At 59.6% G+C, this 21046-nt stretch carries 22 protein-coding genes and 4 pseudogenes; 19 read left to right on the top strand and 7 right to left on the bottom strand.

The window, feature by feature from the left end:
• Positions 1 to 166 precede the first annotated feature (166 nt).
• On the top strand, positions 167 to 634 hold the full coding sequence (locus tag ACVWVY_RS17875; protein ID WP_456627610.1) for a metallophosphoesterase family protein: 468 nt from the start codon (positions 167 to 169) through the stop codon (positions 632 to 634).
• 647 nt (positions 635 to 1281) lie between these two features.
• Here the strand turns inward: ACVWVY_RS17875 and ACVWVY_RS17880 are convergent.
• Positions 1282 to 1661: pseudogene (locus ACVWVY_RS17880) on the bottom strand (adenylate/guanylate cyclase domain-containing protein); the annotation flags it as partial.
• A 1533-nt stretch (positions 1662 to 3194) separates the two neighbouring features.
• Between ACVWVY_RS17880 and ligD the strand changes: the two are divergent.
• The 3 genes from ligD (at position 3195) to ACVWVY_RS17895 (ending at position 4707) form a co-directional block, all read left to right on the top strand.
• On the top strand, positions 3195 to 4088 hold the full coding sequence (ligD, locus tag ACVWVY_RS17885) for a non-homologous end-joining DNA ligase (RefSeq protein ID WP_456627611.1): 894 nt from the start codon (positions 3195 to 3197) through the stop codon (positions 4086 to 4088).
• A 239-nt stretch (positions 4089 to 4327) separates the two neighbouring features.
• Positions 4328 to 4534, top strand: a complete 207-nt coding sequence (locus ACVWVY_RS17890) for a hypothetical protein (RefSeq protein ID WP_456627612.1) — start codon at positions 4328 to 4330, stop codon at positions 4532 to 4534.
• Complete coding sequence (locus ACVWVY_RS17895; RefSeq protein WP_456627613.1) at positions 4531 to 4707, top strand: DUF3606 domain-containing protein; 177 nt, start codon at positions 4531 to 4533, stop codon at positions 4705 to 4707. The genes ACVWVY_RS17890 and ACVWVY_RS17895 overlap by 4 nt, the downstream gene beginning before the upstream one ends.
• A 50-nt stretch (positions 4708 to 4757) precedes the next feature.
• Here ACVWVY_RS17895 and ACVWVY_RS17900 read toward each other — a convergent pair whose 3' ends face one another.
• On the bottom strand, positions 4758 to 5102 hold the full coding sequence (locus tag ACVWVY_RS17900; protein WP_456627614.1) for a response regulator: 345 nt from the start codon (positions 5100 to 5102) through the stop codon (positions 4758 to 4760).
• A 585-nt stretch (positions 5103 to 5687) separates the two neighbouring features.
• On the opposite strand from ACVWVY_RS17900, the gene ACVWVY_RS17905 reads away from it, so the two are divergent.
• The 3 genes and pseudogenes from ACVWVY_RS17905 (at position 5688) to ACVWVY_RS17915 (ending at position 7746) form a co-directional block, all read left to right on the top strand.
• On the top strand, positions 5688 to 5978 hold the full coding sequence (locus ACVWVY_RS17905; protein WP_456627615.1) for a DUF6894 family protein: 291 nt from the start codon (positions 5688 to 5690) through the stop codon (positions 5976 to 5978).
• 490 nt (positions 5979 to 6468) lie between these two features.
• A pseudogene (locus ACVWVY_RS17910) lies at positions 6469 to 6615 on the top strand (CBS domain-containing protein); the annotation flags it as partial.
• Between the two features lie 315 nt (positions 6616 to 6930).
• A complete protein-coding gene (locus tag ACVWVY_RS17915) occupies positions 6931 to 7746 on the top strand; it encodes an ABC transporter substrate-binding protein (protein WP_456627616.1) in 816 nt (271 codons plus the stop codon).
• Between the two features lie 93 nt (positions 7747 to 7839).
• Here the strand turns inward: ACVWVY_RS17915 and ACVWVY_RS17920 are convergent.
• A pseudogene (locus ACVWVY_RS17920) lies at positions 7840 to 8475 on the bottom strand (tyrosine-type recombinase/integrase).
• A gap of 211 nt (positions 8476 to 8686) precedes the next feature.
• On the opposite strand from ACVWVY_RS17920, the gene ACVWVY_RS17925 reads away from it, so the two are divergent.
• Entirely contained in the window at positions 8687 to 9031 is a 345-nt protein-coding gene (locus tag ACVWVY_RS17925) for a DUF6614 family protein (protein WP_456627617.1), read from the top strand.
• A gap of 653 nt (positions 9032 to 9684) precedes the next feature.
• Here the strand turns inward: ACVWVY_RS17925 and ACVWVY_RS17930 are convergent.
• The gene (locus ACVWVY_RS17930) at positions 9685 to 10107 is read right to left on the bottom strand and encodes a GYD domain-containing protein (protein WP_456627618.1); all 423 of its coding nucleotides are present in this window, start codon (positions 10105 to 10107) and stop codon (positions 9685 to 9687) included.
• Positions 10108 to 10411: 304 nt separating this feature from the next.
• Positions 10412 to 10771, bottom strand: coding sequence for a PRC-barrel domain-containing protein (locus tag ACVWVY_RS17935; RefSeq protein WP_456627619.1), 360 nt, complete (start codon positions 10769 to 10771; stop codon positions 10412 to 10414).
• A gap of 731 nt (positions 10772 to 11502) precedes the next feature.
• Between ACVWVY_RS17935 and ACVWVY_RS17940 the strand changes: the two genes are divergently transcribed.
• Positions 11503 to 12117 carry a hypothetical protein gene (locus tag ACVWVY_RS17940; protein WP_456627620.1) on the top strand — a complete coding sequence of 205 codons (615 nt, stop codon included), beginning with the start codon at positions 11503 to 11505 and terminating at the stop codon, positions 12115 to 12117.
• 58 nt (positions 12118 to 12175) lie between these two features.
• Here the strand turns inward: ACVWVY_RS17940 and ACVWVY_RS17945 are convergent.
• Positions 12176 to 12450: pseudogene (locus ACVWVY_RS17945) on the bottom strand (transposase); the annotation flags it as partial.
• A gap of 692 nt (positions 12451 to 13142) precedes the next feature.
• Between ACVWVY_RS17945 and ACVWVY_RS17950 the strand changes: the two are divergent.
• Positions 13143 to 13463 (top strand): DUF736 domain-containing protein, encoded by a 321-nt coding sequence (locus ACVWVY_RS17950; RefSeq protein WP_456627621.1) that lies wholly within the window; start codon positions 13143 to 13145, stop codon positions 13461 to 13463.
• A gap of 203 nt (positions 13464 to 13666) precedes the next feature.
• On the opposite strand, the gene ACVWVY_RS17955 is transcribed toward ACVWVY_RS17950, so the two are convergent.
• Positions 13667 to 13948 (bottom strand): helix-turn-helix domain-containing protein, encoded by a 282-nt coding sequence (locus ACVWVY_RS17955; protein ID WP_456627622.1) that lies wholly within the window; start codon positions 13946 to 13948, stop codon positions 13667 to 13669.
• A gap of 105 nt (positions 13949 to 14053) precedes the next feature.
• Between ACVWVY_RS17955 and ACVWVY_RS17960 the strand changes: the two genes are divergently transcribed.
• The 9 genes from ACVWVY_RS17960 to ACVWVY_RS18000 all read left to right on the top strand — a co-directional run bounded on the left by ACVWVY_RS17960 (position 14054) and on the right by ACVWVY_RS18000 (position 21028).
• Complete coding sequence (locus ACVWVY_RS17960) at positions 14054 to 14332, top strand: DNA -binding domain-containing protein (RefSeq protein ID WP_456627623.1); 279 nt, start codon at positions 14054 to 14056, stop codon at positions 14330 to 14332.
• Between the two features lie 221 nt (positions 14333 to 14553).
• Positions 14554 to 14685, top strand: coding sequence for a transcriptional regulator domain-containing protein (locus ACVWVY_RS17965; protein ID WP_456632238.1), 132 nt, complete (start codon positions 14554 to 14556; stop codon positions 14683 to 14685).
• A 49-nt stretch (positions 14686 to 14734) separates the two neighbouring features.
• A complete protein-coding gene (locus ACVWVY_RS17970; protein ID WP_456627624.1) occupies positions 14735 to 15265 on the top strand; it encodes a DUF2285 domain-containing protein in 531 nt (176 codons plus the stop codon).
• Positions 15266 to 15389: 124 nt separating this feature from the next.
• On the top strand, positions 15390 to 15668 hold the full coding sequence (locus tag ACVWVY_RS17975) for a helix-turn-helix transcriptional regulator (protein ID WP_456627625.1): 279 nt from the start codon (positions 15390 to 15392) through the stop codon (positions 15666 to 15668).
• 22 nt (positions 15669 to 15690) lie between these two features.
• Positions 15691 to 16572, top strand: coding sequence for a replication initiator protein A (locus ACVWVY_RS17980; RefSeq protein WP_456627626.1), 882 nt, complete (start codon positions 15691 to 15693; stop codon positions 16570 to 16572).
• A gap of 514 nt (positions 16573 to 17086) precedes the next feature.
• Positions 17087 to 17551, top strand: coding sequence for a DUF2840 domain-containing protein (locus tag ACVWVY_RS17985; RefSeq protein WP_456627627.1), 465 nt, complete (start codon positions 17087 to 17089; stop codon positions 17549 to 17551).
• Positions 17548 to 18063, top strand: a complete 516-nt coding sequence (locus ACVWVY_RS17990) for a S26 family signal peptidase (RefSeq protein WP_456627628.1) — start codon at positions 17548 to 17550, stop codon at positions 18061 to 18063. Before ACVWVY_RS17985 ends, ACVWVY_RS17990 begins: the two co-directional genes overlap by 4 nt.
• A gap of 415 nt (positions 18064 to 18478) precedes the next feature.
• A complete protein-coding gene (locus ACVWVY_RS17995) occupies positions 18479 to 20233 on the top strand; it encodes a relaxase/mobilization nuclease domain-containing protein (RefSeq protein ID WP_456627629.1) in 1755 nt (584 codons plus the stop codon).
• 216 nt (positions 20234 to 20449) lie between these two features.
• The gene (locus ACVWVY_RS18000) at positions 20450 to 21028 is read left to right on the top strand and encodes a ribbon-helix-helix domain-containing protein (protein ID WP_456627630.1); all 579 of its coding nucleotides are present in this window, start codon (positions 20450 to 20452) and stop codon (positions 21026 to 21028) included.
• The last annotated feature ends 18 nt before the right edge of the window (positions 21029 to 21046 follow it).

The raw sequence follows: 21046 nt of genomic DNA on the forward strand, positions 1-21046 counted from the left end.
CTTATGGTCACTCATTTGTCTTTCTGTAAGAAGAAAGATAACTGGCCGGCCGGCGTCCATCGCAAACCCGCGTGTAGCTTAGTTTATGGTTCCTGACCCTAGCCGTGTTATGCGTGATCGAGATAGTCGAACACGCCGTTCGCCGCGCATCGAGGGATACTGCGTAGTGCTGAAGATTGGAATCATCTCGGATACCCACGGGCTCCTGCGGCCCGAAGCTGAGCAAGGGCTTGCCGGGGTGGCGCATATCATCCACGCTGGCGATATAGGTCGCGCGGACGTTCTCGTCAGACTCCGTCGGATCGCGCCTGTCACTGCGATCAGAGGAAACGTCGATACCGGCGACTTGGCGAAACGTTATCCCGACACTCAGCTGGTACGACTCGGCGAGCGCTCCTTCTATGTCTTGCATGACCTTCAGCAACTGCAGATCGATCCAGCAGTTTGCCGAATTGACGTGGTCGTTTCCGGCCACTCTCATCGACCGCGGATCGAAACGATTGACGGTGTGCTTTATCTAAATCCTGGAAGCGCCGGGCCACGGCGTTTCAAGCTGCCTATCACACTGGCTACTTTGGAGCTAACCGCAAGCGGCCTTCGGCCGGTCATTCACGACCTTAATCGCGCCGAGTGATATGGACGAGGCTCGGCGGAGCACTGCTCTGTTTGTAGCGGTGGACGCGCTCTTGGTGAGTGGCGGCAGCGTCTACAGGCTCCATCCGGATGTCGGTCTGTGTGTCGCCTCGTGTCTTAGCAACATACTCGGGGGTAGAGCGGACATGCCGTCGGCGCGGGATGACTTCCGTTTTGTGAGACGTGCGCCCTTCAGAATTTTCGCAGCGCAAATTGAGCGCCGCTCCCTAGTTTTGCTCGTGGCCATTTGGTGTTTTGATGGTCTAGGTCGTGGGACTTAGCACACGCGGCACGCTCCCCACGATCCGCAGCAACCCGCGCAACCCGCACGACCCGCAACCACCGAATCCCCAGCCACCATCACCCTCGTCATCGAACCCGATGTCGTCATAGAACCCGATGCCGAACCCGCAGCCGCCGCAACCACGGAAGCCACGGCAACCACGGAAGCCACCACAACCACGGACGCCAACAAACCCACCACCGCCACAAGCACGGACGCCAACAAACCCACCATCACCACAAACACGGACGCCAACAAACCCGCCACCACCGCAACCACGGAAGCCGCCGAACCCGCCGCCACCACCGCCGCAACCACGGCCGCCGCCGCATCCGCCGCCGCCATGGCCGCAATCACAACCACCGCACCCGCGCTGCGATGTTAACTCCGTCGCCAAAGATGTCGTTGGATTCAGCGATTACGTCACCGATATTGACGCCCACGCGAAAAGCAATACGCCTGTCTTCCGCATCGGCGGCTGTAAGCTCCTTGATGCGGGTCTGAAACTGTACAGAACCGCCTCCACCGCGCTTGGAAACTCCGCCAAGAACCCGTCGCCCGTGTTCTTAACGATGCGGCCGCCGTGTTCCACAATCGCGGGCGTGATGCTGTCCGCGAGGAGCGCCGAAAGATTGGCGTGGGTTGCCTCTTCGTCATTATGCATCAGGCGCGAATAGCCAGCCACGTCAGCGGCTACTATCGCCGCCAACCTGCGTCCGACCGGGACTGGCCGCTCTTGCACCATAGTCCGCAATCCAACCCACAGCGCACTCTACGACGGGCCAGACGGCAGTGCCAAACGTCTTTTGAGGGCTGATGACCCTATTGGACTGGCTGGCCGTGGTGGTTCGTTGAAAGCCCTACGCTTGAGCTAGAAGAGTTGCAGATAAACGACGGCGCGGTGGTCGTCTCCTACCGGACCAGCAGCGGGATCGTTCAGGCGTTGCTCGACGTAACGAGCGACGGCCTGATCAGCCGGTGTCGCTGTGGTCCGAAAGACTGCGGAACATTGCCGCTTTTTCCCAGTTGAACTATCCCGGTTCAGCGAGGTTCGACATGCGGAAGATCATCTTTGTTGCAACGGTATCGCTCTCGGCAATCTTTGCTGTGCCCAGCACCGCTATGCCAATCGCACCGCTTGGTTCGGGTGCGATCAGCGGATCGGATCTGATCGAAGTGAAAGGTGGGCACGGGCATGGGCATGGACACGGTTGGGGACGAGGTCATGGCCATCGCCACTATGGCTGGAGCCGTGGTCGGAAGGTCGGGTGGAGAGGTCACCATTGTCCGCCGGGTCACTGGAAGAAGGGCTGGTGCTAACCCAATCCTCATCCTATAGGGCCAAGCCATGAAGTGGATGCTCGTAGTTCTTGTTGGCGGCGTGACGCCGGTCAACACCGACTTGGTATTCGACAAGTTTAGTGAGTGTATGGCCGCCGAAGAGCAGATGCGCCAGCACTATGCTGACGCATTCGATGCGTGGGATCGCTCTGCTGCGGCCAATACTGAACGGCGGCGGGAGTACAGGAGGGCACGGGATATGCAAGCAAAGCGACTGCTAGGTAACGTGGGCACTTGCATACCCCACGCCGATAGTAATCAGCCGCAGATCGTGACGCCCCAACAGCCCGTCACGCCACAAACGTCGCAGCCAACACCTCAACCCAGTCCGCGAACATGATGGGATGTCCATCACACTGGACGCTATCTTACTGAATCTGATGGTGGCCCGACGCATGACGTTGTGAGACGACACACGTCGGGCCTTGCCACAACGGGTTCAGCCCCCAGTATGGCCATTAGCCGCGCTGGCTAGACCCAAGCTACAATCTTCTAATGGGGTCGAAAACTCCGTAGGACCACGGTGTCATCGATCCCGCCCTTGGCGGCTTTCGGCCATTGATTCGATCGGTACGATCGGCAACCGCGAATACTTCCTCAACACAAGCCCTACAGCATTGGTTGCGGTGGGAAGCGAGACGTGCCTTAGCGTCCCCGCACTTTGATCCAGATCAACTCGGAACCTGATGCTCGCGCTTCACCGTGAGGATTGGGGTGCAGAATGCGAAACCCCGACTGGCTGATGATCATTTGGGGTGTGTGGACCGTCATCCTTGCGGTCGCCACGGTGTACATCCTTTTTTACATGACGTAGCGCCTCATTGGTGGTGGCAGGAAAGATCACGTCCCCTGATTGTTCGGGATCCCAATGAAGTAGGCAAGAATGCCCGCTGTAGCCCCCAAACACGGCGGGCATTTTGTTTTGTGAGTTTGCGTCGTGTCGAAGCGTATTGCCATGCCGGGGTTCATTAAGCCCCAGCTAGCCACGTTGAAAGCCAAGGCTCCGAAAGGTGAGCAGTGGCTTCATGAGATCAAGTATGACGGCTACCGTGTCCAGGTTCATGCCAACCGTGGTCGGAAGAAGGTCTACACCCGCAACGGGCTGGACTGGACGAAACGGTTCTCGACCATTGCCGCCGCACTAGACATACCCGGTGAAGCCATCATCGATGGCGAGGTCGTTGTTGTCCACGATGGGCGAACCAACTTCTCTGAGTTGCAGGCCGAACTTGCGGCGGGCAGGCAGGACCGACTGGTCTACTACGCCTTCGATCTGTTGTGGCGGGACGGTGACCTCCGCAAGCTACCGCAGATCGAGCGAAAGCAGGCGCTGCTAGACTTGCTTTGTGAAAGCGACACACCGCCCCCGGTGCTGTTCTCCGAACACCTGATCGGTGATGGCCAACAGATGTTTGAACACGCTGCCAAGTTGAACTGGGAAGGCATCATCTCAAAGCGGGCAGACGCTCCCTACCGTTCGGAGCGCAACGAGAACTGGCTAAAGATCAAGGCCGTCCACACCGGCAAGTTTCCTGTCGTCGGATTTGTCAAAGACCCTAGCGGTGTCGCGGCGTTATATCTCGGCAAACAGGAAGGCAAAGACCTTGTTTACATGGGGAAGGTCGGGACTGGGTGGTCGCGCACCGTGTCCAGCCAGATCAGGAAACAACTCGACACAGTAGTCAGCCCGAAGTCAAAGCTAACCAGACCCATCAGGAAGCCGAAGGCGACTTGGTTAGAACCCACTTTCTATGCCGACGTTGAATACCGGGACATAACCTCAGAAGGCTTGCTGCGGGCCAGTTCGTTTAAGGGGCTGTCTCGGAAATAGGAGTGGCGAGCGGACTATCATCAGCCCATTTGTTCGCCGTGGTCACCTCCAACGGGTCTAGCTTATCGCAGAACAGGCACTTCAACTCTGTGCGTCCGCTCAAATGAGGCATCGGCACCATTCGCTTCCCGCAGTGCAAACAGCGTGTCACGCGGTCCATGGGCGTACTCCCTTAGTTCGTTCCCAACATAGGAACAGAAAAATTGTTCCCGAGTTGAAGTCGCAAAAGGAATCGAAAAATGCAGAAAGCCATCGACCGAGTAATGTACGCCTACACGATGATCGCGAACCTCACGGCAAAGGAAGCCGAAGCCACCCGCGAACGGCTGGCTGCGCATCTGGCCGGAATGGGTGAAAACGAAACGACGCTCGCAGTTGAGGGCATGCGCTATCTGCGAGGGCCAGACCGTGTTGCGCGACGGCGAACGACGGGGAAAGCGGTATGACGGACAGCCTCACCAAACGTGACCAGCCGGACCGAAGCAAAATCAATATGAACCAAGCCCATGAAGTTCACTACTGGACCAAGCACCTCAACATCTCCAAAGACGAGTTGCAGAGAGTTGTCGCCAAGGTCGGAAATTCAGCCGCCGCCATCCGCAAGGAATTGGCGGTGTGACTAAAGGCGTGGGGTATGCTCGCGGTCTCTGGAGCGAGGTTCCACCCTTCTCAATCGCGGACTGCTGCCAGCAACTGCGCGGCAGTGAAGGGCTTTTGCAAGAACGTGGTGTTGACCGGGATAGGGTTCACGATCTTGCCGGACATAATGATGACGTTCATACGCGGATGCCGGTTGCGGGCATATTGAGCAAGCTGCGCCCCGGACATTGCACCGGCTAGGTTATGGTCGGTGATGAGTGCCTGCAATTCTGTACCACTTGACGCGATGATCAATTCCGCAGCTTCGGCGGTAGTACATTCGATCACTTCAAATCCTTCATCCTTCAGAAGGTTGGCGAATGCCTCACGCTGGGGCGCATCGTCCTCGACTAACAGGATCACGAAGTTCGACATCAGCACCTCCAGATTATCAGGCAATTCGGGAAGTCGGAGTTGGTTCAGGTGATCTGCTCACGGGAAACGCGGTAGCGACCGGCCTGTAGGAACATATCGGTTGAACGGCCGTTTTCTCGGCTATGACCGACACTGACCTAGTAGAGCAGTCCTTCGCGATTGCCTGGAGTGTCCTTGAGAAATCCGGTGAACTCAGGGACCCAAATTGGTCTGCGAATTTTCTGCTCGATGAAATCATCGGCATGATCAGGTGCGGAGAACGGCGCAGGCTCATCCTTTCAAACTGCGCAATCGACGCGTACCGACATCAGCCGGTTAAACTCGTCTCATGATCGATCCTGACTGCAAGATCTGCCTTGGCATTGGCTGGGTATGCGAGAACCATCCCCACTGTGCTTGGGTGGAAGACTTGGGATGTCAGTGCGGAGCAGGTATGCCATGTGAGTGTGTTCGCGCTGACGGCATCGAAGAGCCTGACGTGAGCCAGATACTCGAAGAGAGGCCAGCCCGGAACCAGCGGCGTGCCTCGTTGGCCTGCCAAACCAACAAGCTGGCAACATCCAACAATTATTTTAAGTTTAAAGGATGATCGGCAGAACCTATATGCCCATAATGGCAAGGTTCTACTTTGATTTCCACGATGCCGATGGCATCCTTATCGACGACGCTGGCGAGGAACTGCCGAGCGCTGCCATCGCGCGGAAGGAAGCGCTCGAATCCATCGGTGAAGCAGTTAAGGAATTGACGTCCCGCCACTCAGAGGGGCGCATTGCCGTCGAAGTGCGCGATAGTGAAGGATCAATCCTCAAGGTCTCGGCGCTCGTCGAGACGACCTCTCTCAAAGAGAAGCCACCGGAGCCCTGTTTGGCGGCATAAGCGGGATGTGGACCGTCGTAATGCTAAGAAGGGGTAGGAGGTTTTCGTCCGGGCGCATTCAGCAAAGCCTGCACACGGGCGGCGGCTTCAAGTTGCTGCGCTCTACGGAGCACTGGTCAACGCAAACACCTGGAGGCGTGTCACGGGCTTCCTTGCGCAGCCTTTCTGCCTGTGCGAACGCGGTCTGATCAGGATTGGAAGAGGGTTGCTCCATCGCACCGCTCTCCTTTCGATTGGGCGGGAGCGCAACCGGCGTTCTCAACACCCGAGTTGGCGGCAAGCAGACAACCTACCAAAACCGTCTGCCGTTGGGCACGTTCTTGATCACCGGATTCCAGTTCGAAAAAACATAGAACCCGATCCAATCATGAACCGGCGTACCGCACTTCCCGCAATAATAATACTCTCCCGGACACTCTACGGCCGTCCGTTCCTGCGTCGCTCGATAGACTTTCAAGCAATGCGGACAGGAGAAATGAACGGTGCGCGCGGTTTTCGCCATCTGCCAGTGCTGGACGCGGGCAAGGTCGTGGGCGTGATCTCGATCGGAGACGTCGTCAAGGACATCATCCGGGATTTGGAGCACAACGTGGACGACCTGATGGGCTACATCATGAAGGACGGCACCGGGGGCTGACAGACGAACCGCGGTGCCGTCGCCCCCCGTCAACGATCCTGCGGCGGCCCTAGTTCTTCTACTATTGAAAACCGCGCCGAGATGGTCTACCGCCGCCACGTGAAGGGTAGTTTTCTCCTCTTGCGCAACAGATTAGTTCAGCCCGGCCCCTGCGGCCGTTTTTTTACGTCAGCAATGCGTCAGGCGGTCGCAGCGATCGCTCGCCGCCTAGTCCGAGCGGATGCGGCGCATCGGCGTGCTGATGGCGTTTGCCGAGAGCAATCTGGAAGGACAGGCCAACGTCGCGGCGTTCCGCGAGGGACTCCAGAAGCTCGGGTGGACGGAGGGCCGCAACATCCGGATCGACATTCGCTGGGCAGCGTCCGACGTAAAGGCGATGCAACGATTTGCGACGGAACTCGTCGCGCTGCAACCTGGGACCTCATTCTTTCGCCACACACACCAACCACTGCGGCTTTGCTGCGACAGACACGTACCATTCCGATCGTTTTCACGAACATCACCGATCCGGTCGGCAGCGGCTTCGTCGCGAGCTTTCCGCGGCCAGGCGGCAATGTCACCGGCTTCGTCAATATGGAGCCGACAATGGCCGCCAAGTGGCTGGAGCTACTCAAGGAGATCGCGCCGCGCGTCAACCGAGCCGCCATCCTGTTCAACCCGGCAACGGCGACCTATGCCGACTATTACTTAACTCCTTTCAAAGCCGCCGCTGCGTCCTTAGCTGTGGAGGCGATCGCCGCACCTGTCCACGACACGTCCGAGCTCGAAGCCGTCGTTGCCGCACAGGCGCGCGAGCCGAATACTGGCCTGATCGTGATGTCGGACAGCTTCATGAGCGGCCATGGCAAGGAGATCACCTCGCTGGCTGCTCGCTACCGTCTCCCTACTGTCTATCCGTTCCGTTTCTTCACCGAACTCGGTGGCCTGCTGTCTTACGGAAGTAACCGGCTCGATCAATTTCGTCGGGCGGCCTCGTATACCGATCGCATCCTCAAGGGCGAAAAGCCGAGCGAACTTCCGGTGCAGTCTCCGGTCAAGTTCGAAATTGTGGTCAACGCCAAGACCGCCAAGGCGCTCGGACTCACAGTGCCACAGACTCTGCAAGCGGCTGCCGACGAAGTGATCGAGTAAGCGTGGGTCTTGCTGCATCTGCTCACGTCGGCTCGTGGCACAAACCGGCTGTTGGAGGCCGGGCAGAGCATGTCCGCTCTCTGCCCGGGTATTTCAGACATCAACTTGTTCCGCTATTGCCAAAGCATCGTCTACTTCGATCCCGAGATATCTGACGGTGCTTTCGATCTTGGTGTGGCCAAGCAGAAGCTGGACGGCCCTGAGATTGCCGGTGCGACGGTAGATCAGGGTAGCCTTCGTGCGCCGGAGCGAATGCGTCCCGAAAAGCCTAGGGTCTAGTCCAACGCTGCCTATCCATTCCGAGACGAGACGAGCATATTGCCGCGTCGTCATACTGCGTTCGGCACCGCGACGACCAGTGAACAAGAACTCCCCGGGTCTTTTGCTGGCAACCTTCAAATAGTCATCGACTGCTTGGCGGGTCTGTTCGCTCAGCTCGAATCTGACTGGCCGGCCCGTTTTCTTCTGTCAGACCGTTGCCCGATCCGCTGCGTATCCGCTGGCGGCGATATCTTCGACCTTAATCGCTACGACGTCACAGCCACGCAGCTTGCTGTCGATCGCCAAGTTGAACACGGCGAGGTCCCGAGCACGACCTTCGATCTGGAGTTTTGTCCGGATCGACCAAACGTGCTTGGGGCGCAACGGGGGCTTTGCTCCGGTCACCTTGCCCTTATTCCAAGGCACTCGCTTATGGGACGCGACGGTCGCGTTCTCTTGATCTTGCATGGCCATACTCCTCGGTTAAAGAGGGCGAGAAGCATGAGCCAGGGCGTTGGAACCAGGTTAGCTTTCGGGCCACTACGGACTTCGCGTCTGGCCCGGCGACGAGGGACCGGTAGCGAATGACCCTACTCGGACATCGTGATAACGCCCAGATCGACATAATTGCATTCTTTTGTAGAATTCCCGTTGGCAAGGAAAACACGCGGGACACCAGATGCAGGAAATTTCGCTAGTTTGCTTCAGTGGCGTATTTGCTTTGCGGGACGGCGTGAGTGAAAAAGAATTTTTGCCGAGATTGCACGCCTTTTTCCAGCATTTCATAGATATGGGGTTTGCCACGGGCTATCGCGTTATGCGCCGCGAGGCGCTGGACGGCTTTGGCAAAACGCTACCGGCCTTCACGTATCGAGGTGAACTCGTCTATCCCGACCTGGAGCGGGAGCATGCCGCGTACGAATACGTCAAACAGCATGGCGAGAAAGTAAACTCGCTGCATGTAGCTATGAACTCATTGGTCAAACCCGACGCAGACTTCTTTTTAGAGACGCGCATCGCGTAGAGTACGAATTTCGACCTCTGGCACTTTTGAGACATGGCGACCGCTCGTCAAATGTCCGCTTCTGGGGGGTGCCGGAAATTCCAAAGGGCGGCTGGGTGCCTATCGCAAGCAACATGGACCTGATGCAATATATAGGTATTCCGGCCCATCCCGGCGGGCCGCCTCGGCTGTTGGACTATCAGGCGGGCGATTGATAACTGCGTGTTGAGGGCGACATGAATATCACCGAAACCCAAAACAAATTGCGCTCGTAGGAGTTCCTTTTCCAATTCGGCGCGGCGGCCATCACGGGCAGGACGGCAAATCCTGCCCCGCTGGACTTCCACCGCTGCGCCACACCACATCGGCGGCGACGCTCTGGCGCAGCCGAGCACGGATCGCCTTTTCATTACGCCGTGAGGCGAGCCCGAGAGCCATAGGCCGGGCTTGGGCCTTCCGCGCCGCCGACCTCAATCCGCCGGGACATCTTCCGGCGTTAAGTGCACCAACCGGATCAGTTTGATCAGCTTCGCGACTGGTGAAGGTATCGCGTCCCGAAGAGAGACGCTGAGCAACTTCGCCATGCCGGGATCGGTTAGTTAAAGATTCAAGGTGTCAGCCAGGTTGACGCCCCTGTTAACGCAGCTGACGCCGCCGAACGGCGAGTCTCGTCATTATTTAGTTGCCGTGGGCGCGGTATAGCCAGATTTGACGCTCTTTGCCTTGTCCATTGCCGCCTTGTACTCCTCCGCATTCATCAGTGGCACGGACGCGTTCCTAGTAAAGTTGCCGGTAGCTCTGGTGGTTAGGGCGATGGCCTGGCCAGTTACCTCGTCTGGGAGTTGGACGATAAGCATTCCGTCCCACTCTAAATTTCCCGGAAACCAGTAGCTAGCCTCGACCTTGCCGCCGAACCCCTCGAACAGCTTCGCTACGGCGGCCGAACGATCTTGCGGATTTTCCGTCATCGCTTTCACGGCGGTATCCGAGTATTTGAAGAACTGAGCGTATCGGCGCATGGTATTTGACTGTGCCAGCGCCGGTACGGCCAACGCCACTGCAAGCGCTGACGCGACGATGAGTGAATGCATTTTCATGTTTCCCTCCCTCGGGTGAACGTCATTCCCTTCGCCATCTTGATGGAGTGTTCTTAGTCGGGCTTTCATTGGAGGCATGACCCCGGCTAAGGATGGTAGACTAGCCCTGTTCTAAGTTGGTGAAAACCGACGAAGCGCACATGAGGTGTTCGGATGCCCGGCGACTATGAGGCACGTCCTAGAGACCCCAAATTGAATTGGAGGTCTGCTATCATAGCCTACCGATTCTGGCCGGCGCAGCAGGGTGCGTGGCGGACGCTTGGCACTGGTGATTGACGCTGCCTAGCGTATTAGGCCCACCCGGTCACCAGTAGTTAGACGACCCGTAGTGCAGATGGGTGCGCGTTTCCCAGTCTCGATTCTGCCACGCGTCATCACTGAAGTCAGGCGCATCCTTCAGCTGTTGTTCGGTGATATTGGTTCGAAAACCATTAAGCGACGTATCATATGTCAGAGCGCTCCATGGGATGGGATAATGGCTGTGGCCTAATCCAACAAATCCGCCAAAACTCATGACGGCATAAGCTACACGACCTGTCACCTTGTCGATGATGAGATGATCGATCTCACCGATATTATTTCCATCTGCTCCATACACCTCGGTTCCTTGGATGTCTTCGCTTGAGATGCAGTGATGATCCGGATGAGCTGTTGCGCGGGCCACGGTGTCCTCCTCAGAAGCGGGTTTTGTCGCCTTAACTCGGCCGATACCGGGTCGTTCCTGTCGCTAAGAATTTCGCAGCGCCGCCAAATGCGGCGCAGGGGCCTGAGCATCCGCCCCTAGTATGTCCGTTATTCGCCTTAGCCCATGCTGGCTGTCCGACTGAATGTCCGCTTTCGAGATCGGACCTGAGACGTGCTGCCGAATTCAGGCCGTGATGCTGAGGCCGCACCCTGATCGACCGTTGTTGGCTGGACGAATCTCCGGGCATTTCGAGCGAGACATTCGCCGATCTACGCGCATATCCGCGCCACAAGGCTCAGTACGACCGAACCCGGTTCGATCATCAGCGGGCACTGCTTCAGGGGTCGGCTGCTAAGCCCTTGATCGGACTCAGGCTGCCGCGCCGAGGCAAGTCCATCTCCCGCCCATAAAAGGCCCTCGAAGGCCCCAGCTCCGGGAGTCGAGACGACGGCACAAAGAGCTGGGGCCCTGTTGACGTCGGAGCGCGACGCCATTCCGTTCTACGCCGCTCGGCCGCGATCGTTCCTACTGCTTTCCCAAATCATTTGGAGCCGCCATGTCCGCCCCCGTCATGTGGTCGCTGTTCGTTATTCTGTCCGGCTCGCCGCAGATGCAGTTGCTCGGCCCGTGGCCTGTCTCGGCCCTTGCGAAACCCTGAAGGCCGACATGCTCAACGCGTTCCCGAAGCGGCTGAAAAGCTCCGAGCTGGAATGCGTGGGCATCCCGCAGCAAAAGCAGCACTGATCGGAAATCCCATGTCGCTTACTCGGTCCCAGATTGCCCTTACCGTTGCGCTCGCCGCGGCGACTGCGGGCGGCGTCGGCTATGCCATGCACCGCTCGGCTGCCCCGGTCGCCCCAGTCACGCACATCACCACGCTCGATGCTGGCTCGAAGGCTGCTCAGCGTGCACTCGCTTCCACCTGGGCGGATCTTACCCAAGCCGAGATTGACGCACTCAGCGTGCTGCTGAAGGCGTTGCCGAGCGCGAACGTCACGATTTTCTGCGCGGACGATGCAAAGTGCGGCGACCTGCAGGCCGACTTCGAGAACGCGCTGGAAACTGCGCATTGGCCAGTCAAGCTCGAAAAGCCCATGATCGACACGACGGTCGGCCTGAGTACCTTGAGCGTGGACCTCAAAAACGCTATCGCCGTCGTCACCCAAGGCCGGCTGAATGCAAAGCTGATCCCCGTTACCGCTCCGCACTTTGCGCTGGTTATCGGCCGGAAGCCGCGGCCCGGCGAGCCCGACGCACTGCTCACGAGCGGGGGTCTTGTGCCGTTACCGGCTGCGGTCTTGGCCGCCCCGGCAGCGGGCAACTAATGACGAGCGCTGTGGGACAAGCCCGAGATTGGCCTGCTGACAACGTCCAGCGCGTGCCACCTTCTCCGCCGACCAGCCCCTCGTCGATGCAGCGGCGCAAGATGGCTTTGAACAGCCGTCGCAGTAGATCGCTGTCGCGGAAGCGCCCATGCCGGTTCTTGGAGAAAGTCGAATGATCGGGCACGGCACCATCGAGCCCAAGCGGCAGAACCAGTGGTATGCCAGGTTGAGATGGACCTCTTCGCACAAGCGCCGCTCCGAACGAATGCCGGAGCAATACCCGACCAACAGCATCCGGATCATCAGTTCAGGATCAATCGAAGGTCGACCGATTGCGCGAGGTTTTCGCTTGCTTGGCGGCGGTTTGCATCGGCGGCACGGCCTGTACGCGCCTGACCGTTTTTGCGGAGGCCCGCCGGTTCGAGCCAGCTGCGGCGGTGGAGATCAGCCAAATCTTACGGCCGCCACGCGCGGGGCATGACCTTTCACCGCCTTCGTCGAACAGGTTCGCTTAGATCGGCACGTTGAACGAAGGATTGCTTGAACCTGAGCGGGGAGGGTGCAGCGTTCCTCGGAGTGCCTCAACCGAGCCGCGACCATTTCGACCGCCTACCCAGCTGTCGGCGGAGCAACCTGTCTTGATCATTCCTTCGGAGACGATACCGTCCTTTGCAGCAGATTGTTTCTCTTTCTGCACCAGATCGTTCCGACCCCTTGTTCAATACAACCGAGATACGCACGTCTTCCCCCGAGATTGCGGTTCAGCACACGGACGCACGTGGCCTCATTGATGGCTTGATCTGGCCGAAGACCGGCTTCGCCTCGATCGTCTGAGCGCAACGCCGTTGCTGCGACTTTCTTCCCCTGGGCTTGCGCCCATTCCTCGCGAGGCAAGAAAGTCGCCGCAACAGCGTCCTCCGCTGCGCTCCGGCCCGAGAGCGGGTGCGTCACCGATCGTCCTCGGCCTCTAGATCGCCATCGAGGCCGCGGTGGTCGCGGGCTCGAAACACAACAGGAGAAGAGACATGGCTAACATCGGTTCCTTCAAGAAGGTCGGCAACGATTTCCAGGGCGAGATCGTCACTCTGAGCTTGCAGGCCAAGGGCGTTCGTATCGTCGCCGAGACCAATCGGTCGAGCGACAACGCTCCGAGCCACCGCATCTACGTCGGCCGCGCGGAGATGGGGGCCGCCTGGTCCAAGCGCTCCGAAGAAGGCCGCGACTACCTATCGCTCAAGCTCGACGATCCCTCGTTCAACGCACCGATCTACGCGAACTTGTTCGATGACGAGAGCGGGGACGGCTACACTCTGCTCTGGTCGCGGCCGCGGAAGAACGGCGAGTGAGACTCGCCTTCGCCGAGCCCCGCCCGAGCTGCTCGGGCGGGGCTTTTCTTCGACCGAGCAAGATGGCTCGCCAACGGCGCCAATTAGATCCGCACTGACCTGAGCTCATCATTCCGTTTTGCCCGGGCCTTGCGCGATTTCTACAGAATTCTTTCATCAGGCAAAAATGTTACCGACCTGACCGACCCCTCGTGTGAGCAGTGCTATTTCTTCTTGCGACGTGGGCGCGCCGGCTTGCGACCCTTGGGCAAAGGCTTGGGCGTCGTTGCTCCTTTGGGCGGCTGAACGAACAACTCAGATAAATGAACATCCAGCGTACCGGCGATTCGATCGAGAAGATCAATTGTCGGGTTCTCCGATTGCCGCTCAAGACCACTCATATATGAGCGATCAATCCCGGCATCGTACGCCAATTGCTCTTGCGGAATGCCGAGATCCACGCGGATCCGGCGCACATTCCAGGCCACAAGCGCACGAGCTTTCATGCGCCAAAGCAGCCATTTAGTAGGCCATCAAACCACTGGCTATAGCCGTACTATTGCGGTAAGTTCGTGTGGAATGCAGTCGACGAAGTTCGCGCGTAGGCTTACATGAAACAGCCAGCGTTAGATCCAGATGTTGCGGACGTGGCGCCGAATGAGGCGGTCCTGACGACCTATGACGAACAGCATTTGGTGACCTATTGGCGGCTTCTTGATGCCGAAGCCGCTGGTGCCGATTGGAAAGAAGTGACTCGAATCGTGCTGCACATCGCTCCCGATCGCGAGCCGGCGCGCGCCCGCAACGCATTTGACAGTCACTTGGCACGAGCAAGATGGATGGCAGACCACGGCTACCGCCACTTACTTCGCGGCGGTACGACGAAATAGCGAAGAAAACTATCATTCGCGATTGTTAATTCGAACAGAATTCTGCCGCCGACGGCGTGATCGCCTGTAGGCATCACGCAATGCACAATTGCCGACTTCCCCAACAACTCCAGCATTCATAGAGATCGCCCGTGATCGTTGTACGGCAGGGGATCAGAGCAGTGTCTGACATCGACTGGCGCTCACCGGAGACATATCAAAACGCCATTAAATCAGGGGAGATGGCAGATTTTGCTTGGGAGTCACTCCGGCGTAGCACGAGTTATCGAATGGCTTACCGGAACGCTCGACCGAAAGGCGGGCAGGTGACTTCCGAATTCCGAAGGAGATGGGGCGTCTGCTTTCGCTCATGACCCGCAGGGGTCCTTTCATGAACAGACGATCTTCTGGGCGCCCGAGGCCTTGCCCACGGTGGTCCGGGTCGTGCGCAGCGCGTCCGCCTCGCGAGCCACCGGCGCGACCCTACCGCGCGCGGACCTTGCATCGGGCAGCATTCGACGGGCACCGGACGGCTGGCACGCCGTGTTGCGCATTCAGGGAGCGCAACATCACCTCTGGCTGAAAGAGGCGCCGCAGCTGGACGTCTCTTATGCAGCCAAACTGCCGCTCGATGCGGATTTTGAGATCCGCGCGCATGCTTCAAATCGGCTGTGGCGCGCCATCAACGGTCGTCCGCCAGGACCTGCCTTCCACCAGCTTTCGGCACAGCGGCGCGAACGGTTGGCCTTGGCGCTGCGAGCGCTCGACGGTCACATAGATGGCGCCTCCTATCGCGTGATCGCCGAGGTGCTGTTTGGCCGAAAACGCATCCCGGAAAGCGCCTGGAAGACCCACGAATTGCGCAGCCGCACCATCCGCCTGGTGCAGGCTGGCATAGCCTTGATGCGTGGCGGCTATCGCGCCTTGCTACGTCCACCATCTCGCAAAGATTAGGGCAGGGGTGCCGAAAATCGCACCGGCATCTTCGGCATCCCCCTAGGCATTTCTACTGCGCCATCGTGACCGTCGACGCGCGGCCACAACGGATCGCGCTCCAGACGATCACGGAGCTACACAAATGCCCGATCCGAACGCCGGCTTGCTGCAGCGATATCTGCGGACGCCGGAAGCTGCTCGATTTCTCGGTCTGTCCGGCCGGACCCTGGAAAAGCACCGAACCTACGGCACGGGTCCCGCCTATCGGAAGCTCGGCGGACGCGTCGTCTATGCGCTGGAGGACCTGAAAGCCTGGGCCGATCGCGGCGCCAAGACTTCGACCTCTGATCCCGGCGCAGGCACCGTGCTGCCGGCTAAGCGGCATGCGCCCTTACCGTATGCCGGCCGGCCGCGTCGCTGAACGTCGCTAGGGGATTATCTCGATGCGACGCAGACACATCTCTGAACGGGAACAGCTAAGTCTCTTCCGCGCACTGCCCGGCGATCTCGCGCCACGCGATGCGCAGGATTTGATGACCTATCCCTTCTTCTCCCTCGCTAAATCCAGGCGAGTCGTTCCTATCAACTTCCGCGCCGGCAAGGTTGCCATTCGCGTCGAAGCCGTGCCCGAGCATGGCATGGCTACCATCTGGGACGCTGACGTCTTGATCTGGGCGGCGTCGCAGATTGTTCAGGCCCGCGACGGCGGATTGAAGACCTCCCGCCTGATGGCGGCAACGCCATATGAGATTCTGACCTTCGTTGGCCGCGGCACCAGCGTTCGGGACTACGACCGTCTCAAGGCCGCACTCGACCGGCTGCAATCGACCACTGTCATGACGTCGATCCGTCAATCGACCGATCGGCGGCGGCACCGATTCTCCTGGATCAATGAATGGAAAGAGACAGCCGACGCGCACGGCCGGCCCCGCGGATTGGAGCTGATCCTGCCGGACTGGTTCTATGCCGGTGTGCTGGATGACGCGCTCGTGCTCACCATCGACCGGGCGTATTTCGACCTGACGGGCGGCCTCGAACGCTGGCTTTATCGCATTGTTCGCAAGCACGGCGGCAGCCAGAAGGGTGGCTGGAGCTTCGACTTTGTTCATCTCCATGCCAAATCCGGCAGCCTCTCGCCGCTCAAACATTTTGCTTACGGCCTGCGCGAGATTGTCCGCCGTCAGACGTTGCCGGGCTACCAACTCGTCATTGAGCGCGGCTTGCGCGGCGACGAGCGTCTGGCCTTTGCGCCGATTGCCGCCGATCCCATTGCGGCGCGTCTGCGCAAGCGCGGTCTGAATGCTCGCCCGGGGGAAAACCTGTGAATCAGTTCGTGCTATTGGGGACGACAAGTGACGTGCCAACGGGGACCCGATTCTCGTGTTATCGGGGACCAAAATCGGATGAAACGTCTTGGCGTTCAACGACTTGCGGCGGCCGTAACTTTACTAACCTGGAATCCTTCGGATTCTTTCTAACGGGGTCGCGCGTTTTCCGGCCTGTTGGTAAGCGAGCGTTCGTGAACTCACACCAAAGGGCGCGGACCGGCCATCGCTGCAGCAAAGACGGTTCGCGACTCCGGAATTGGACCTCTGCTGAGTTAGGCGCCGATCGTGCTTCGCAGTGGTTTAGCGCTCCAAGGGAATTGCTGCAGTCGGCGGAGCTGCGCGCAAGGCGCACCCTGTCTGTGTTTCGATTCGGCAGAGCAAATTCGTCATCATTTGCGTCCGGCCTGCGCGACTATCCAAGATCGCATCCTTTGGACGCGGAATATGCATTGCCATCGGGCATGGCGAGTTGTTCACGATCGAAATCCTCCACGATGACGGAGGGGGCTGCATGAGCGACCTCACGCATGTTGAACTGCTGTGGCTTGAGAGGCGGATCGAGAACTGGATTCGGTTCGGCCGGGTGGCAGCCGAACAGATACTGGACCGACGACGCCGTGTCGTCTCATTTGCACCGGGCAGCATCTTTGCCTTCGTGCGCTGGACGTCCAGCGACTACGGAACCGTCGTTTCAAAGATCGATATTTTGCGTGCCGTTACGCCGGGCCAGCGCTGCGCGACCGTGCCCTATGTACGTCCAGGCGGCGATATTTTGCTGCGGCTCTCCGGTTGGCCGAAAGTCGAGCGGGTGCTGCAATTGATTGACGCCGTCGAGGCGCTCGGCATCAATGCTGCCGACGCAGCGCCTGACTATTGGCATCACGCACATAACCGCCTGTCCGTCGGTGAGGCGCCGAGGTCCTACACGCGGTCGCGGCATCAGATCTGGCTTCAACGCCGGAAGATCGCGCCATGAAGCACCGGATGACGACGCTCCTGACGATGTTCGGTTCGGTCGCCTTGCTGGCCTCGGTGATCTGCGCGAAGCCTGTTGCCCCGTACGTCTGGAATGCCTCAGAGAGCGCCCCGCTTGGGCTCTATCGCCTGGAGCCCGTCGACAGGCTGTTTGTCACAGAACTGGTTGCAGTCCTGCCGCCGGAGCCGCTTGCTGCGTTCCTTGCTGAGGGCAGCTATCTGCCGCGCGGCGTGCCAATGCTGAAGCGCGTCCTCGCACTCCCCGGGCAAACGGTTTGCAGGAATGGCCTCACCATTACCGTTGATGGAATTGGACTTGGCGAGGCGCTCGATCGCGACAGGCGTGGCCGTCCGCTACCGATATGGCAGGGCTGCCGCGTCGTCGCGCGAGATGACGTCTTCCTCATGAATTGGCAGTCGTCGGATTCGCTGGACGGCCGCTACTTCGGACCCATCCCGGCCTCTGCAATCATCGCCCGCGCGCTGCCGATCTGGACGGATGGAGAGAATTAACCGTGTGTTGCTCACACTCTCAAAGAGCCGCGCCTCTAACCAATCGGATACAGCGGCATTCCTCCTTCCCGGCCAGAGCTAGCAGGGCCGCGTCATCGCGCGGCCGTCGAAGTGGACTACTTGACCAAGCCGCAAGCAAGTCGCCAAGAGTCGGCTGTCGGCAAATTGGTGGAGTCGTATTCAATCGCATGCTGTCGGGACTTTTCGCACGGTGGACTGTGAGGAGAAGGGAGCACGATCAAACGAGCCACGGACGGCAAGGGAAAAGCGCCGCCTTCGGCCGGGCGCATGTGGTTGGTGGCGTTGAAGTTTTAAGAGGCACCGAGAATGATCAAGCCGCCGCTCCATTTCAAATCGTCAAGGAAATCAGCGCAGCGAGAGCCGTCAGCCAAGGCAAGTTTGCGGTGAAGCCATCATGAGCCAGCGCGACAATGACCTTCGTGTTCGCCCGGGCCGCATTCGCGACAGCGGACGCAGCTCCTCGCGTCCGAAGAGCTTTGTCGGCCAGGTCATGCGGGCGGCCAAGAGAGCCGGGCATGTCGGCGACGGTTTCGGCCGCGGTAAAGGTGGAGCGTACCGGTCGCACTTTGGACGAGGCCGGCGTGCCACGCTCACGTTGTCACTGCGCTCGACCTCGCGACGCGTGGTAATGAAGGCGCGCGTGGTCCGTCACCACGGCACGCGCTTTCGCTCGGCAACGATGCCAAAACACATCGCCTATCTGAAGCGGGAGGGCGTGACGCGCGACGGTGCGGACGCCCGGATGTTCGACGCGAGGTCGGATGCGGCGGATGAGCGCGCCTTTGCCGAACGCTGCGAGGACGACCGGCATCATTTTCGATTTATTATTTCTCCGGAGGATGCCGCCGAACTCGGCGATCTCCGCACCTTCACCCGCGAGCTGATGACCGACGTCGCGCGGGATCTCGGAACCAAACTGGAGTGGATCGCGGTCGACCACTGGAACACCGACAATCCGCATATTCATGTCCTGATCCGCGGACGTGCCGAGGACGGCCAGGATCTGGTCATCAGCCGGGATTACATCAGCCGCGGGTTTCGGGATCGTGCCGCCGAGCGCGTTACCCTCGAGCTTGGCCCGCGTAGCGAGCAGGAAATCCGGTCTGCCCTGGAAAAGGAGGTTGAGGCCGAGCGCTGGACGAGCCTCGATCGGGCGCTGCGCGTCGCCGCCGACGAGGGTGCCGGCGTGGCGGACCTTCGGCCAAATGCGTCAGGCGAAGACTTGGGCCTCCGCCGCCTGATGGTCGGCCGGGCAGCCAGGTTGGAACGTCTCGGTCTTGCCGATCAAGTTGCACCCGGCTGCTGGACGCTGAAGCCTGATATCGAGGACAAGCTGCGTGACCTCTCGATTCGTGGCGATGTCATCAAGACCATGCATCGAGCGATGAGCGTTCTTGGCCGCGAACCGGATGTCTCCGGCTTTGCCTTGCACGGCGAGGTACCGATAGATCCCGTGCTCGGCCGCCTGGTCGAGCGCGGACTGCATGACGAACTGAAAGGCTCGGCTTATGCGGTCGTCGAGGGGATCGATGGACGAACGCATCACATCAGGTTCACCGATATCGAAATGACCGGCGACGCCGCGCCCGGCGCGATCGTGGAGGCGAGGTCTTACGATGATGCGCAGGGCCGCAAGCGGCTGTCGCTCGCCAACCGATCGGATCTCAGTATTGAGGCTCAGGTCACCGCGCCGGGAGCGACCTGGATTGACCGGCAGTTACTTGCGCGAGATTCGATTGTGGCGAGCAGTGGTTTCGGATCCGAGGTGCGCGAAGCCATGGACCGCCGGGTTGACTATCTCGCAGGCCAGGGCCTTGCGCGCCGGCGGGGGACAAGGGTCATCTATGTCCGCGATCTCCTCAATACGCTAAGGCAGCGGGAGCTCGATGCTACGGTCGCAAGACTCTCGGCCGAAACGGGGTTGCCGCACAATCCTTCGTCGGAGGGCGAACGCATCATGGGCGTCTATCGTCAGCGCGTAACGCTGGCGTCAGGCCGGTTTGCCATGATTGACGACGGACTTGGATTCCAACTCGTGCCCTGGCGGCCGGCCCTTGAGCAGCATCTCGATCGACAGGTATCCGGCGTCGCGGCGAGTGGAGGGGGAGTGAACTGGAGCCTTGGAAGGAAAATCGGCCTGGGAATCTGATTGGTGGGATGCCCGGCACTTCCGCGCCATGTCGCACCTCGCGCCGGCCGCCAAGTGTGATGCAATCTCGATCGGCCTTTTTCTACGCCGATCTATCCGAACGCGCGAGGGTTGCGATTGAGCGGTTGCTCGGGAGCCGTGAGTAGCCCCTTTTGTTCAGCGCGCCGCTGCTTCAGACGCGCACTGCAGGAAATCACGCTTTCAAAAGGTCCAACGATGAAGCCCAGAATTGGCGTCTACCTCTCGGAGCAGATGGCCGCGCGGCTAGCGACAGCCGCCAAGCGTCCTGGCGCCAGCAAGTCGGCGCTCGTTGAGGCCGCCCTTGCTCAGTTCTTCGGTTCGGACGACGATAGCGATAATCTCCCGGTAGATCGCCGCCTTTCGCTTATGAGCCGCCAGCTCGAACAGCTCGATCGGGATCTTAGGGTTGTCAACGAGAGTGTCGCGCTGCAGGCTCGATACCAGCTTGCGGTGACGCCGCCGCTGCCGGCAGCCGCTCTGCGGGCCGCGTGTGCGCTAGGGTCGGAGCGGTTCGATGAATTTGCCGCACAGGTTTGGCGGCGCGTTCAGTCGGGGACTTCGCTCGTGCATGAGACGGTGGATCGGCTTGGCCACAAGAGAGGTACTCTCGCTGACGGTTTTGGGAAGGGAGTGGCAAAGACCTCTTCGCCAGTTCACGAGCCAGATCTCCGCACGTCAAACCCGGTTGGCATCGAAGTAGAGCACTCCACTGCCGTCCGGGAGGGCGGCAGCCTGTTCAACTTTCCAGGGAAGGCGGGACTGCCTCTGCACTAGACCTGTTTCGAAGCAGAC

The sequence above is a fragment of the Bradyrhizobium sp. URHC0002 genome (assembly GCF_054059515.1).